This is a genomic window from Rhodococcus sp. G6(2025) (genome assembly GCF_058628105.1).
This window is the reverse complement of the sequence record NZ_CP179751.1, coordinates 359,824-374,950: the sequence shown is the minus strand read 5'-3', so window position 1 is coordinate 374,950 and position 15,127 is coordinate 359,824. Positions and strand designations below refer to the sequence as shown.

General features: G+C 62.9%; 12 protein-coding genes and 1 pseudogene. 12 read left to right on the top strand and 1 reads right to left on the bottom strand.

What is annotated here, in order from left to right; translation table 11 throughout:
- Positions 1-4 precede the first annotated feature (4 nt).
- The 10 genes from ACLIVD_RS38785 (at position 5) to ACLIVD_RS38740 (ending at position 11,043) form a co-directional block, all read left to right on the top strand.
- Positions 5-871, top strand: a complete 867-nt coding sequence (locus ACLIVD_RS38785) for a branched-chain amino acid ABC transporter permease (RefSeq protein WP_065491475.1) — start codon at positions 5-7, stop codon at positions 869-871.
- A complete protein-coding gene (locus tag ACLIVD_RS38780) occupies positions 868-1,857 on the top strand; it encodes a branched-chain amino acid ABC transporter permease (protein WP_206016746.1) in 990 nt (329 codons plus the stop codon). Before ACLIVD_RS38785 ends, ACLIVD_RS38780 begins: the two co-directional genes overlap by 4 nt.
- Positions 1,857-2,642, top strand: coding sequence for an ABC transporter ATP-binding protein (locus ACLIVD_RS38775; RefSeq protein ID WP_206016745.1), 786 nt, complete (start codon positions 1,857-1,859; stop codon positions 2,640-2,642). The genes ACLIVD_RS38780 and ACLIVD_RS38775 overlap by 1 nt, the downstream gene beginning before the upstream one ends.
- Positions 2,629-3,348 carry an ABC transporter ATP-binding protein gene (locus tag ACLIVD_RS38770; RefSeq protein WP_206016744.1) on the top strand — a complete coding sequence of 240 codons (720 nt, stop codon included), beginning with the start codon at positions 2,629-2,631 and terminating at the stop codon, positions 3,346-3,348. The genes ACLIVD_RS38775 and ACLIVD_RS38770 overlap by 14 nt, the downstream gene beginning before the upstream one ends.
- A gap of 232 nt (positions 3,349-3,580) precedes the next feature.
- Positions 3,581-4,738, top strand: coding sequence for an ABC transporter substrate-binding protein (locus tag ACLIVD_RS38765; RefSeq protein ID WP_206016743.1), 1,158 nt, complete (start codon positions 3,581-3,583; stop codon positions 4,736-4,738).
- Positions 4,735-6,654, top strand: coding sequence for an AMP-dependent synthetase/ligase (locus ACLIVD_RS38760; RefSeq protein WP_477925037.1), 1,920 nt, complete (start codon positions 4,735-4,737; stop codon positions 6,652-6,654). Before ACLIVD_RS38765 ends, ACLIVD_RS38760 begins: the two co-directional genes overlap by 4 nt.
- A 32-nt stretch (positions 6,655-6,686) precedes the next feature.
- The gene (locus ACLIVD_RS38755) at positions 6,687-7,418 is read left to right on the top strand and encodes a creatininase family protein (RefSeq protein ID WP_491933250.1); all 732 of its coding nucleotides are present in this window, start codon (positions 6,687-6,689) and stop codon (positions 7,416-7,418) included.
- 156 nt (positions 7,419-7,574) lie between these two features.
- Positions 7,575-8,150, top strand: coding sequence for a flavin reductase family protein (locus ACLIVD_RS38750; protein ID WP_332113150.1), 576 nt, complete (start codon positions 7,575-7,577; stop codon positions 8,148-8,150).
- Positions 8,150-9,253 carry a 3,4-dihydroxy-2-butanone-4-phosphate synthase gene (locus ACLIVD_RS38745; protein WP_206016740.1) on the top strand — a complete coding sequence of 368 codons (1,104 nt, stop codon included), beginning with the start codon at positions 8,150-8,152 and terminating at the stop codon, positions 9,251-9,253. Before ACLIVD_RS38750 ends, ACLIVD_RS38745 begins: the two co-directional genes overlap by 1 nt.
- A gap of 167 nt (positions 9,254-9,420) precedes the next feature.
- The gene (locus ACLIVD_RS38740; RefSeq protein WP_491933248.1) at positions 9,421-11,043 is read left to right on the top strand and encodes an AMP-binding protein; all 1,623 of its coding nucleotides are present in this window, start codon (positions 9,421-9,423) and stop codon (positions 11,041-11,043) included.
- A 50-nt stretch (positions 11,044-11,093) separates the two neighbouring features.
- On the opposite strand, the pseudogene ACLIVD_RS38735 reads toward ACLIVD_RS38740, so the two are convergent.
- A pseudogene (locus ACLIVD_RS38735) lies at positions 11,094-11,785 on the bottom strand (thiamine pyrophosphate-binding protein); the annotation flags it as partial.
- 410 nt (positions 11,786-12,195) lie between these two features.
- Here ACLIVD_RS38735 and ACLIVD_RS38730 point away from each other — a divergent pair.
- Positions 12,196-12,483 (top strand): hypothetical protein, encoded by a 288-nt coding sequence (locus ACLIVD_RS38730; protein WP_133987642.1) that lies wholly within the window; start codon positions 12,196-12,198, stop codon positions 12,481-12,483.
- 303 nt (positions 12,484-12,786) lie between these two features.
- Positions 12,787-15,123, top strand: coding sequence for a thiamine pyrophosphate-binding protein (locus tag ACLIVD_RS38725; RefSeq protein ID WP_491933520.1), 2,337 nt, complete (start codon positions 12,787-12,789; stop codon positions 15,121-15,123).
- The last annotated feature ends 4 nt before the right edge of the window (positions 15,124-15,127 follow it).

Below are 15,127 nucleotides of genomic sequence, written 5' to 3'. Positions count from 1 at the left end.
AATCGTGTTAGCCGTCGTTGTTGCAGGCTTTGTCAGCGGCGCGGTTCTGCTGCTCGCGACAGTGGGCTTTGAACTCGTGCGCCGGGTGGAGGGCTTCCTCAATATCGCGCTTCCCCAGCTCATTGTGCTCAGCGGGTTCAGTGCGTACGGATTCAACGTGCTGCTTGGGCTGCACTGGATAGTCTCCTGTCTCGCGGCGATCGCGGTCACGTCGGTGGCGGGCGTCGTATCGGCTCGGCTGATCTTTTGGCCGATGCGCGGACGTCCGCACTATATCCCGATGATCGCGTCCGTCGGTCTCGCATTCTTCATTCACGCAATGATCGAGGTATTCACGGGGTACGGCGTAAAGACGCTCAACGTCCCTCTGCAAGAGACCTTCCGCATCGGTGGGATTGCAGTGGCCGGAATTGATCAGGTCGCGGTAGTCATCATTGCCGCCCTGGTGGTTGTGGCATTGCATTTTTGGCTGTCGAAGTCCTACAGCGGACGGGCGTTGCGCGCGATGGCCAACAATCAGGCGCTGGCTCAAATTCGCGGCGTCAACACCTCCTATCTGCAATACCTCACCTGGGCGGTGGCGAGTGCGCTGGCTGCGCTGGCGGGAACGCTCATCGCCTTCACCGCACGCATTTACCCCGAGCTTGGCTGGGATCAGGTGCTGATCATTTCCGCCGCCGCAATCATCGGCGGACTCGGCAGTATCTACGGCGTGATGCTTGCGGCCGTCCTCGTTGGTCTCACGTCAAGTCTCGCGACCCTCGTCATCCCGTCCGAATACACCCAGATGGTTGTGTTCGCGGTCATCGCCTTGGTCGTGTTCATCCGGCCTGAGGGCCTCTTCAGCGGTCCGAAGGAGCGTGTCGCATGAGCACTCTGCTGATTCTTGGCGGACTGATCACCCTTATGGGGATCTACGCCGTCGCAGCCCTAGCGCTGAACCTTCAGTTCGGTGTCGGCGGGATGGTGAACTTCGGTGTGGCGGCGTTCTTCGGTGTCGGCGCCTACGCCTACGCACTCGCTGTCATGCCGGCTCCATCCGGCTCCTACACATATATTCTCGGGCTTGGCTTGCCGTGGTGGGCGGGCGCAATCATCGGTGGTCTTGTATCAGCTCTACTCGCGTTCGTTGTGGGAAGCGGCCTACTGAGGGTCGGTGGTGAGTACCTCGCTGTTGTCTCGCTCGCGCTTGCCGAGGTGATCCGCCAGCTGTTCATCAACCAACCGGCGATCGCTAATGGGGCGCGCGGACTGCTGAACGCGCCGGTGCCCAGTCTCGACATCATCCCGGGCCGAGCGCAGGCGTTGTTCGTCGCCGCGGCCGTTGTGGTTGTTCTCGGAATCAGCTACCTGCTCTTCCGGCGTGTGACGCGATCGGCTTTCGGTCGAAGCCTGCGCGCCATAAACCAGAACGAAGCAGTCGCTCGCTCGCTCGGTGTGAACGTCTACGCGGTCAAGCTCAAGGCTTTCGTCTTTGCCGCGTTCTTCATGGGTCTGGCCGGGGTCATGTACGTGTGGTATCTGTCGATCCTTACTCCGACATTCTTCAACGTGAATATCACCTTCACGGTCTTCATTGCTCTGATTATCGGCGGGACAGGCAGCAATGCCGGCGCGGTGCTTGGTGCGGTCGTCCTGTTGGGTCTGCGCGAAGGCCTCACATACATCCAGGTGGACTTCATTACGCCGGAGCTGTTGGCCAGTCTTCAGGACGCACTGCAGGGTTTGGTCCTCATTGTGATACTCCTGTTCTGGCCGGGTGGTCTCTTCCGGCCGCGGCTGGCCGTCTACCCGCCACCCCGCTCCGCCTCCGTGGCGCCTGCTGTGCTGGCCACTTCTGCGGCAGGTGGTCGCTGATGACTACACCGAATCCCTTGCTCGAAGTGAAGGGCGTTGTGAAGAGCTTTGGTCAGCTCCGGGCGCTCGACGGTGTCGACATGGTAGTGGGCCGAGGCAAGGTTACTGGTCTCATCGGGCCAAACGGGTCCGGCAAAACGACGCTGTTCAACGCGGTGTCCGGTTTCCTCGAGCCTGATGCGGGGACGGTCCTGTTCGACGGTCGCGTCGTGACAGGGGCACCGACGCATCAACTTGCCCGGATGGGTCTCAAGCGCACATTTCAGAACACCGCCGACTTCACCGACATGTCGGTCGTGCAGAATCTGCTCACCTCTGTGCGCACAGTGCCAGGCGAGCGCCTGTCACGGCTCTTCACGTCTCCGCGGCAGATTTCGGTGAGTGAGCGCAGCTTGGTCGACCGTGCATGGATATTGCTTGATCGCTTGGGATTGACGGAACTGGCGAATGCCCGCGCGGGAGATCTGTCGATCGGCCAGGGGCGCCTGCTCCAGATTGCCAGACTGCTCATGGAGCCGCCGTCGCTGTTGATGCTCGATGAGCCTTCCTCGGGGCTCAACCCCGACGATCAGCACCGCCTATCGACGACAGTGCGTCAGCTGCGCGACGTCGAGGGTGTAACGGTGCTCGTCATCGAGCACAACATGTCGTTCATGAACGCGATTTCCGATGCACTGTACGTAATGCACGACGGCCATGTCATCGCAAGCGGCCCACCGGCGGAAGTCATCCGCGACCCCCTAGTTATCGAAACCTATTTGGGAGTGCGCAGTGCCACTGCTTGATGTCGAGAACCTAACCAGCGGGTACGGTCGAAATAACATCATCCGTGGCATATCTTTTGCTGCTGATGAAGGATCGATCACAGCCATCATTGGTCCTAATGGCGCCGGCAAGACAACCCTCGTGCAGACCATCGCCGGGGTCGTCGATGCGCGCGGCGGGAGCGTCAAGCTTGGTGGAGAGCCACTCGATGGGATGCCCGCCCGCGAGCGAGCTCGCCGCGGCCTCGGATATACGCCTCAGCTGCGCAACGTCTTTGGCGCACTATCCGTCGAGGACAATCTGGAAGTTGTCACGCGCGCGATGCGGCTGCCTCATGACCGCGTGGATGAGGTTTTCGAGCTGTTCCCGATCCTCGCCGAGCGCCGGAAGCAGCGATCTGGGACGCTTTCAGGCGGGCAACGCCAGCAGCTCGCCATCGCCTCCTCGTTGCTCATGCGGCCGAGGCTGTTGATCCTCGACGAACCCACCACCGGGCTAGCGCCACAGATTGTCGATTCACTCATCGAGCAGATCTGCGTTATCGAGCGCAGCGGGACTGGCGTCTTATGGGTGATCGAAGAGCATCCCAGCCAAATCCTGCCGCTGTGCGGACGCGTATTTCTCATGGAATCCGGCCAGATTCATCACGAGGCGAACGGGCCGCAACTGCTCGCGGATCCGGGCTTCGCCGAGATGTTTTTGGGTGCCCGAATTCCACAGGCGTGAGCGCCACGCATGGTTTTACGCGATCGCAGATAGAGAATACCGGTTTGACTCTCCTTGCTTCTACCAAGAAGTGTCTACCGCCCTCCCCGAAGCAATAGTCCCACAGGAGATTTTGAGGATGAAAGTACTAAGAGCAACAGCAGGTAAGGTGTCAGTCGCGTGCGTCGTCATGGCGACCGGGGCAGTGCTCACAAGTTGTGGCGACGGTGGAGGGGCGTCCGGCGGAACCACGGTGATCGGTGTGGCCGCGCCGCTATCGGGTGAAGCCGCCATTTTCGGCGGGCCCGTCGATTCGATCACCCGAGCAGTAGTGAACCATGTCAACAAACGCGGCGGCATCAACGGGACTACACTCGAGGTTGTGAGCGAGGACGAGAAGTTCAACGCCGAGGATGGAGTCCGCGCCGTCACCAAGCTCATCAATAAAGATGACGCGCAATTCATCTTGGGTCCGACGTCATCGACATTCATGGCGACGCTCAGCCAGGCAGAACGCAGCGAGGTTGCCATCGCATCTCCGTATGCCGGCATCGTCGAGTACGACGACCAGGCCAACCCCTACACCTTCCGTACCATTGGCCCGGACACTTTCGATGGCCTGGCGGTTGCAAAAAACATCTGGGACAACGGTTTCAAGACTCTATCGATACTCTACGAAAACTCTGACTCAGCACGAAGCACATCGAGCTGGTTGGAGGACTACTACACACGGCTCGGCGGCAAGGTCGTGGCGAAAGTCGCATTCAACGGGGGACAGAGCTCCTATCTGCCGGAGGTTCGCAGTGCCTTTGAACCCCAACCCGATATGGTGTTTCTCGCCGGCTCCGTCGAGCCTGCTGTACCGATCGTGCGCGAGTGGGCGCGGTCAGGGATTCCTGGCAAATGGTCCTTTATCGCCGAGCTGACCTTCCCCGTGCTACTCGACGAGGTCGGTGCCCAATACCTCGAAGGCGCGTACGGGCAGTCCGCGTTCGCAGCAGACTCGCCGTCCGTCTCGGGGATGCGCGATATGCTGATCGAGGAGTACGGCCAGGAGCAAGGCATGGCCATCGCTCAGCAGCCCACGGCGGCCATGGCATACGATGCGATCGTTTCGGGACTCTTGGCGATGGCGGCCGGTGGCGAGGCTACAGGCACGGCGATTGCCGAGAATCTTCACAACGTGACTGATTCCGGTGGCGCGCCGGTGTTCTCCCTGGATGAGGGCCTGGATCTCCTGGCCAGAGATGAGAAGATCGACTATCACGGTGCCAGCGGCCCCGTCGACTTCAACTCGACGAACACGGCCGCACCCGACTACGGCGTATATCAGGTGGTCGATGGGAAGTGGCAGGTAGTCAAGCGCTACACGGGCACCGAGATCAATGATCTGGCTGAGGAATTGCAGTGACCGTGGGGACGGAGATGAAGAACATGGTTTCAAAGAGTTCGCCTGAAGGCGGCAGGAACGGGGTACCCGTGCTGCGCAGCGTGTCGGGATTCGAAGCCGTGGATCGCACCTTCGCTCAGATGCTGTGCGACCGCGCCGAGCGCGAACCGGATACGGTCGCATTCTGCAGTTGGGTGGACGGCGATGCCCGCCCGACCAGCTGGAGCGAGTACCTGGAGGAAGTGCGGGAGACCACCCTGGGCCTCCATGATCTCGGGGTGGCGCCGGGCGACCGGGTGGCCATCATGTCTTCTACCCGCCGGGAGTGGGTCGTGGCGGCACTCGCCATCCTGAGTGTCGGCGGCGTTCCCGTCGGCGTGTATCCAACCAGCTCGGTCCCCGAGGTTGAGTACGCGCTCGAAAGCAGCGGCGCAACTGCTATTTTCGCCGAGGGCACATCTGACATCGCCAAGGTCCGCGCGGTCGCTGCCGGATTGCCACATTTGCGTGCAACTATCGGGTTCGATGCCGAGCCAGCGGACCTGCCGGAAACGGTCAAAACCGTACATTGGGACTACTTACGCGCCGTCGGAAGCGCACGGGCTGTGGCTGAGCCGGAACTGTTCACGCTTCTTGTCGAAGCGGGCGACATAGACCAGCTGGCCGCGCTGTTTTACACGTCTGGATCCACCGGCGCGCCAAAGGGCGTGAGACACACGCACCGCACTCTCCAGTACTCCGTACTTGGTTTCGCAATGTCCTACCCCGAGATCGGGACGACCCGGCACGATCTCGTTGGATTCCTCGGACTATCACACGTCGCGCCGGCTCTAGTCGGCGTCTTCGCGCCGATAATGACGCGACTCGTCATCACGTACTGCACAATGGATCAGCGAGTTGAAGCGCTCATCGGGGTGCGGCCAACTGCCGTCCTATGGCCGCCGAGGATGCATGAGAAGCTCGCCAGCGAAGTGCTGCAGACGCTTGCCGAGTCCGGCAGAGCCTTCCGCCTCGGATACTCGATTGCCATGAAGGTCGCCCGCAAGGTCAGTGATCTACGCTGGCGTGGGCGTCAGGTGCCAAGGTACCTCGAAGCGCTCTACGGATTGTGCATGAAATGCGTCTTCCTACCACTGCGGGCGAAGGTCGGCATGGACCGCATCAAGGTCAGTTGGACAGCCTCCGGAAGCATGACCCCCGACGTCGCCGCGCTCTGGCATATGTGGGGTCTCGATCTTCGCGAGCTTTTCGGTACAACAGAAACGTGTGGCTCCGTGATCGCCCAATGGGACCGGGCCTTTCCGGCGCCAGGAACCATCGGAAAGGCCATGCCCGATCCCCGGTGGGTTGTCCGTGTATCCCACGAAGGCGAGCTGCAGGTGCGCAGCCCATGTCTCTTCGACGGCTACTGGCACAATCCGGAAGCCACAGCCTCGGCTCTGGAGGACGGGTGGTATCGCACAGGCGATCTTGTCGAGCTGAGCTCCGATGGCGAGGTGACGATCATCGGGCGAATGAAGGATGTCCTCAAGACCAGCGGCGGCAAGAGCGTCAGCCCGCAGCCGATAGAGGTACGGCTCAAAGCGAGTCCGCTCATCGACGAGGCGATCGTCGTAGGCGAAGGCCGGAAATACCTCACGGTACTGCTCAGCGTCAGCGACGAGACGCAGGCAATGACTCCACACGAACGCGATGCTGCTCTGACCCGATGGATCGACGAGGTCAACTCCGAACTCGCCCGTCCACTGCAATTGAAGAAGTTCCGGATTCTGCCGCGGGCGCTGTCAGCAGCAGCGGGCGAGCTGACGGCCAAAGCCACCATCCGGCGCTCCAACATCCTCGCCTCCTTCACCGATCTCGTCGACGACATGTACGACGTCGGCGAGCAGGACGAGATTGCCCGCCAGGCTCGATTTGCCAGGACGGATCGCAAGTAGGTGCCACTATGAACGAACTTCGGATCGAATACATGACGAGTGCCGAAATCGGTGACGCAATCGCAGACGGGGCACGCACAGCGATCCTGCCCCTCGGTGCAGTCGAACAACACGGCCGGCATCTACCGCTATCAATGGACGCCGACCACGCCGACGAGCTTGCCGTGCGGGTCGCGAACGACCTCGGCGGTGCGCTCGTCCTGCCGACCGTTCGTGTCGGATACTCGCCACATCATCTCGGATACCCCGGCACACTGTCTCTCCGGGCGTCGACTCTCGAGGCGATCTGCGAAGACTACGGCGCCCACCTGGCCGCGTCCGGTTTCGAGCGGATTGTCCTGTTCTCGGGCCACATCGGCAACTACCCGGTCATGCGCGACTTCGAGTTGCGTCTGGCGGACAAATTGGCACCACTGTCGGTCATCGTCTTCACCGACAGTGAAGCGATTCTGGACGCCTGGCGCTGGGCCGCCGAGGACATGGCCTCCCTGGGCGGCAACGTCGGTGGGCACGCCGACGTCGCGGAAACCTCTGTGATGCTCGCACTTCACCCGGACAAGGTTCGCGTCGAGCGCTTTGCCCGCGGATACTCGGGCATGGTTGACAAGGGACTCCTCGATCGCGCCTTCCGTGAGGGCATCAGTTCGATATCGCCAAACGGTGTCCTGGGAGACCCTACGGGCGCGTCGCCATCCATCGGGGCGGCATGCCTCGATGCCGTCACCTCCCTCATCGTCCAGCATGCGCGTGCCCGGGGTGCCTGACATGCACGACATGGGAGCAACCCTTACGCGATCCTCCGACGCCGATAAGTCCGCTCGATACAATCGTCCCCACACAACGAAGGGGACATTCAACCCGACTTCGTACCGGTCGTCGCCGGATCGCCTCCACCACTCGGAGGGCGACCTCCGTGAGCGATGCAGTGTGTTCAACGAGCAGATCAATTCACCACTCAGCCAAGGCGGTACGCCATGATGACTTTCGATCCAGTAAAGACAGGTGACTCGGAACGGGATACCACCAGGCTCCGCCGACTGTACGGGCAGTACCCGACTGGCGTCGCGGCAGTATGCGCGCTCCAGGAGGGACGACCGGTGGGAATCGTAGCTACCTCGTTCACACCAGTGTCCATGGACCCGGCGTTGGTGTCGATCTGCGTGCAGCACACTTCGACGACGTGGCCGACTCTGTCGAAGGACGGCCATCTCGGTATCTCGGTCCTGGCATCGACGCACGAAGCGGCGAGTCGCCAGATCGCGGCCAAGAACACCGATCGGTTCGCCGGGATCTCTTGGTTTGCAGGCGAATCCACTGCAGTATTCCTAGCCGACGCCGCAGCATGGCTCGATTGCAGGATCTCAACGTCGATCCCCGCAGGGGACCACGATGTTGTACTTCTGGAGGTCAACAGCACCGCGGTAAATGAGACAGCGAAACCCCTTGTCTTTCATGACAGCCGTTTTCGCACCCTCGTGATCGGTGAGGAATCGTGATGACCGACGTCTGTGATCTGAAAAAAAGAATCCAATCCGCGACAAACGCGTTGACCACCGGAGCGCCGGTACTGATCGTCAGCGGAGCTGACGATCAGGAAGTCGCCGATGTGCTGATTCCCGCCGCCCTCGCCAGCCCACGGTGGACCGCATGGGCAGTTCGATACACCTCCGGACTGTTGTGTTCGGCGATGCGCTCGACCCGGGCAGACGAGCTGGAACTGCCCGCAATGGTGCGGGGCAACGGCTTCAGCGCAACAACTCCGGCCTTCGGTATAGGTGTGGACGCCGCTGCCGGCGTCGGAACCGGTATCAGTGCGACAGACCGGTCGCGGACCGCTCGGGTGCTCGCCAGCCCGCAGACCCGCCCAGTGGATCTGACGCGGCCGGGACACATCCTGCCGTTGAGAACAGCTCCACGCGGAGTGATCGAGCACCGAAACAGTGCGGAAGCGGCGGTCGACCTGTGCGAAATCGCCGGACTTCCGCCAGTAGCGCTGACGGCCACGTTGCTGAGTGACGATGGAACCCTGCTGCAGGGCACCGAACTCGCGGCATTCGCCCGGGTTCACAGCGTTCCAGTAGTGCAGCTCCAGGATGTGGTGCACTACCGCCTACATCACGGCGACGGCCACGTTGGGCGGGTTCGCCATACTGCTACACGGATTGTGGACGTTCCAGACAGGTCCATGCGCGTAGTCGACTTCGACGACGAACTGACCGGCGCCCACCACACGGCCTTCATCGGTTCAACAACGCCTGCGGCAGCTCCGACGGTGTACATCGTCTTCGAATGTTCGCACCGCGATCCGCTCGTATCCGACTGCGGGTGCCGACATGAGTTCGAGACCCGTCGAGCCCAAATCGCCACAGAAGGCGGGATCATCGTCTACTTGCGGTCGAACCCGCGGCCCGCCAACCAGTACACGGTTCAGGGACACGAACTGGCACAGGGATCCATCACTTCCATCCTCACTCACCTTGGATTCACCACGGTCATGGTGTGCGGATGGCCGGGTGGTCAGATCCCGACGTCGGCCTGCGCGCTCGACCTGACGCCGACTGTCCGCAATCCGGCCTACAAGACCGCCGCGTCGCTCTGACTGCCTCGAACCGCGGCAGGGGGACGAAAGCTGTGGGCGCGAATTTAACGCCGGCGCAGGAACTCCACTTCCCCTCGAGGCATCGACGTAGTCGCCGCCGCAAACTCGCAACAAGCACCCGACCCGCCCAGCGCTTCGTATGAAGCGCTGCTTCACCTGGAGGATCCGTGACCGGTCTCGACATTCCATTGACACCCATTCGCTTCCTCGAACGTGCAGTCGAGGTCATGCCCGACAAAATCGCAATCATCGACGGCGAGCGCCGATGGACCTACCGTGAATTCGGCGCCGCAGTACAGGCCCTCGCAAAAGCACTTCGAACTTCCGGTATTACGGATGGCGAACGGGTCGCATATCTGTCCACCAACTCCGCCGAGCTGCTCATCGCCCATTACGCCGTCCCCCTCGCACGCGGTGTACTCGTCGCGATCAACACACGCTTGTCAGCGGCCGAGATCGAGTACATCTGCGGGCATGCTGGTGTGCACCTGCTCTTCGGTGAAATCGAGCTACTGAAGCCGCTGCTCGACGCCGGACTAGATTTCGCCACCGTCAACGAGTGGATCGAACTACCCACGGTGGAAGGCCTTTTCACCGCACCTAACGAACTTCACAGCTATGACTCGCTGCTCACTCGCGGCCAGGACGACGATCTACGCTGGGAGATAGACGACGAGAACCGCACGATAGCAATCAACTACACCTCCGGCACCACGGGCCGCCCTAAAGGAGTCATGTACTCCCATCGCGGCGCCTACCTCAACTCGCTCGGCGGAATCCTACATTCAGGATTTGGTAAGACCACCAAGTATCTGTGGACCCTGCCGATGTTCCATTGCAACGGATGGTGCACGACCTGGGCGGTCACTGCCGCGCTCGGTACACACGTCTGCTACCGGGCGGTGCGCGCCGACAGCATGTGGTCGCTGATCGACGAGCACCAGATTTCACACCTCAACGGAGCACCGACAGTTCTGACCCTCCTGGCCAACGCTGAGCAGGCCCATCTCCTCACAACACCGTTGACCATCAGCAATGGAGGTGCGCCACCCAGCCCCACCATCATCGCCAGGATCCGCGCTCTGGGCGCATCGATAGTGCACATCTACGGCCTCACTGAAACCTACGGACCCTACTCCGTCTGTGAACCCAAGCCCGAGTGGGACGAGCTGGATGTCGAGGACCACGCGAAACTCACGGCGCGCCAGGGTGTCGGCACGATCACTGCCGAGCGGCTGCGGGTTGTGCGTCCCGGACTTTCACCGGCGGGCGAGTTGACCGACGTGGCCGCAGACGGCACAGAGATGGGCGAGATCGTCATGCGCGGCAATACTGTGATGAAAGGCTATTACGACGACGAGGACGGCACGCGGAAAGCAACCGAGGGTGGTTGGTTCCACTCAGGTGACCTGGGCGTCATGCATCCCGACGGATACGTGCAACTTCTCGACCGTGCGAAGGACGTGGTGATCTCCGGGGGAGAGAATATTTCGACGATCGAGGTAGAGCAAGCTATTCTGTCGCATCCGGCGATACTCGAAGCCGCCGTCGTGGGGGCACCTGACGACAAGTGGGGCGAACGACCAAAAGCGTTCGTGATGGCTGCCAGTGGAGGGCACATCGACGAGGCCGAGGTCATCGCACACGTGAAATCACGTATCGCGTCATACAAGGCACCACGATCGGTCGAGTTCGTCGACGATCTTCCCAGAACTTCAACCGGAAAGATCCGCAAGAACGAACTGCGTGAGGCGGAGTGGAGTTCACTGCAAAACATGATCAACGGCTGAGATCTTCCGCGCTGTTGCACAGTCGGTGGCGCCCGGCACCGCGTGGGACATAGTTTGCTCGCGGCATCTGCCTTGATCACGCCGCCACCTTGGAGAACAGGTCTCTCGGCTTCGCCGATCATGCTGGCTGCGGCGCGGATCTGTTCGGGCGACGGCGCGTCAGGTGGTCGATAGCCAGGCAGGTGCTTCTCTGGTGGCCACGAGAGCGTGGCTGCAGCCTGCAAAACGTCTTTCGCGATGTCGACGAGTGCCGCCCCGGGCGTCCGCTGGAGGCGATGTGGAAGGCATCGGCGAGGGTGCGTGGGAAGTCGGCCGGGTCGGTGATCAGGAAGTTGTGCTTGGTGATTGGCATGGTGATGCCGCGGATGTCAGCGTCTTACAAGGCATCGGTGCCGATGAGGTCGCGGGAGACTTGGCCGGTGATCGCGACGCGGGGAACAGAGTGCATCTGTGCGTCGAGCCGGGGTCACGAGATTGGTGGCGCCGGGGCCGGAGGTGGCCATGTGGCCGCCGCCGTTACCAGCGGCCTGCACATATCCTGTGGCGGCATGGACGTCGGCTTGCTCCTGCCGGACAAGAACATGTCGGATGCGGGTCGATTCGAGCAGCGGGCCGTATACCGGCAAAATGGCTCCCCAGGGATGCCGAACACGCAGTCGACACCGAGTTCTTCGAGCCAGCGCACCACTGACTGAGCTCCGCTGCCACTTTCCGGGGAGCGTTGGGTGAGGCGGTGTGTCATGTATTGGGCTGGCAGACGGGCCAGGACGCTTACGGGAATCCACTGTGGCAATCGAAAGCGCTGGGAGCGACTCGGCGAGGCGGTAATCCGGAGTGCGACGTCGCTGCCTGTCGCGCATCCTAGAGATCTGAGGATGGTGTCGACTACGGGTCGGGAAACGCGAACGAGCATTCAGCATCAACCAAGGCGGATCCCCAATCGCTCCGTGACTACTTCAGCAGACTGCCTGCGACAGAGACTTTTCCGAGACCGTCGGTGAGCACTTTGAGCCGCCGCCGCGGTCACGGCCGTCGACGAGCTATGCCAGCGGAGAGTTCAGCCGGTAAGCGAGCTGGCGCATCGGACTTCTACCGCATTGCGGGCCGGATCCTCGACATCGATGGGGCGAGCAGGCCACCACGTGGATGAGAATGTCTGTGACCCCGCTGCGTCCCGTGCACCTCGACCACCTCAGGATGCCGTCCAGCGACTCCGCGATGGGCGTCGGCTTCCGCTGCGTGACACCGGTCAGGATGAACGCGGTCAGCGGGTATCCGAGGGCGACCAGGTCCGATTCGGCGTTCGAACGGGTGAAGCACACCCTGTTTTTCGAGCTCGCCGAGCGGGCCTGCACGGTGTTTCGGGGGGACAGGCTGGCCATGTCGGCCAACGCGATGACGGTGGCCCGCGAATCCTCGGTCAGTGCCTTGAGGATCTAGGCGTCGATGGAGTCGACGGTGCTCCCGGTGGGCATATTGCCAACCCCCAACTGCACTTGTGTGGGCGATGATTCGCAGAATGCGCAAGTTCGGCGAGCGGTATTGCCGAAAGCCCATGCGGATGGTGGACTGTCTCTAGTTCCGCATCCGGAACGCACCTCGCGATGGGTAGCTCGAAACGCTGTCATCGACAGGACCGGCCTCATCCAAGTCCGGCTCCCTTTGCCACACGATTTGCCTCGCTCACACCCTGAGCATGCTGATCAACGTTGGCGCCAGGATCTCACAGCAAGGACGGACATGATGAACGGCACTCGCACGATTGATCTCCACGCCCCTTCTGAACAATCACCGACCCCTGAGGTGCTCCGCGAGATCGAACGCCGGGTGCTCTGGTTGTCGACCGCGATGATCCACCACGCCAACCGGGTTCGCCCGAATCCGACGGGGTTGAAGGTCGGTGGGCATCAGGCGTCGTGCGCGTCGATGGTCTCGATCATGACGTCGTTGTGGTTCGAGCAGCTCCGGCCGGGGGATCGGGTGTCGGTCAAACCCCATGCCTCGCCGGTGCTGCACGGCATCAACTACCTGCTCGGGGAGCTGGACGAGAAGTATCTGACGACGCTGCGGGAATTCGGTGGCCTCCAGTCGTACCCGAGCCGGTCGAAAGATCCTGATCCGGTGGACTATTCGACCGGGTCGGTCGGCATCGGCGCGACGGCCCCGATCTGGGGTGCCATCGCCCGCCGCTACGTGAACACCCAGATCGGTTCTGCGGGCACGGGCCGCCAGTACTCGCTCGTCGGTGACGCCGAGCTGGACGAGGGCGCGGTGTGGGAGGCGATCCTCGACACCTCCGTGTCCGAACTCGGGGAGATCGTGTGGATCGTCGACCTGAACCGGCAGTCCCTGGACCGGGTGGTGCCGAACATGGCCGCGGGCCGGCTCGAGGCCATGTTCTCCGCCGCCGGATGGCAGGTGATCACCGTGAAATTCGGGACCCTGCTCGAGTCGCTGTTCACCCGGGCGGGCGGTGCGGCGCTGCGGACCCGGATCCTGGACATGCCCAACCCGGAGTACCAGCGGCTGCTCCGGTGCGACGCAGAGCAGGTGCGGGTGCGGCTGCCCGGGGACGGTCCCGACGCCGCTGCGATCGCATCGCTCATCGCCGGCCTCGATGACGAGACCCTGCTGCGGGCGATCCGGAACCTCGGCGGTCACGACCTCGACGCCCTGCGCGCCGCGTACGCGCAGATCGACGACACCCGCCCGACGGTGATCATCGCCTACACGATCAAGGGTCGCGGCCTGCCGACGCAGGGGCATCCGCAGAATCACTCGTCGCTGCTGACCGTCGAGCAGTACGAACAGCTCGCCGCGGAACTGGGCATGGACCCGGCCAACCCGTGGGCCCGGTTCGACACCGACAGTGCGGCGGGCCAGGTGTGCGCGGCGACCGCGGACCGGTTGCGGCGGAACCCCGTCGAACCGGCAACCCCGCCCGCGGTGCCGGCCGATATCGGCCGCACCCCCTCCGGGACGTCCACGACGCAGGCCGCTTTGGGCCGGGCGCTGCTGGACCTGTCCCGGGAGGCCCCCGACGCGGCGAAGCGGGTGGTCACGGTCAGCCCCGATGTCAGCTCTACTACCAACTTGGCGGGGTGGCTGAACAAGGTGGGGGTGTGGTCGCCGAACGAGCGCCGCAACTGGTTCGACGACGACGCCGAGACGATCATGCACTGGCGGGAAAAGCCCACCGGGCAGCACATGGAACTCGGCATCGCCGAGACGAACCTGGTCGGGTTGATGGGCGAGCTCGGTGCCACCTGGAGTCGGTGGGGGCAGCCGTTGTTCCCGATCGGGGTGATGTACGACCCGTTCGTCGAACGCGCCCTCGAACCCTGGTCGTACGGCATCTATGCGGGTGGGCAGTCGATCCTGGTCGGCACCCCGTCCGGGGTGACCCTGGCGGCGGAGGGTGGGGCGCATCAGTCGATCAAGACCCCGTCGATCGGCCTCGAGCAGCCCGGGTGTGTGAGTTACGAGCCGGCGTTCGCGATCGACGTCGAGTGGACGCTGCTCGACAGCATCTCCCGCCTGGGCCGCCCGGACGGCTCCTCGTCGTATCTGCGGCTCTCGACCCGCCCGGTCGATCAGACCCTCGCCGCCGTCCCCACCGATCCCGCCGCCCGGGAGCGTCGCCGCCGTCAGGTGGTCGCCGGCGCGTACACCCTCCGGCACAGCGACAAGCCGGCGGTCACGCTGGTCGGGATGGGCGCGATGATCACCGAAACCCTCGCGGCCGCGGACCGGTTGGCCGAGCAGGGGATTGCCGCCGACGTCGTGTGCGTGACCAGTCCCGGGTTGTTGTTCGAGGCGGTGCAGGCGCGCCGCGGCCTCGCCGACGGCCCGTCGTGGATCCTCGATCAGGTGTTCCCCGCCGGCCGGGCGGCGCCGATGGTGACCGTCCTCGACGGGCACCCGCACACCCTCGCATTCCTGACCGGGATCAACCACGTCCCCGGCGCCGCGCTCGGTGTCAGCAAATTCGGGCAGGTCGGTTCCCTCGACGACGTCTACCGCTACCACGGCATCGACACCGACAGCATCGTCCGCACCGCGCTCGACCTCGTCGACTAACCCA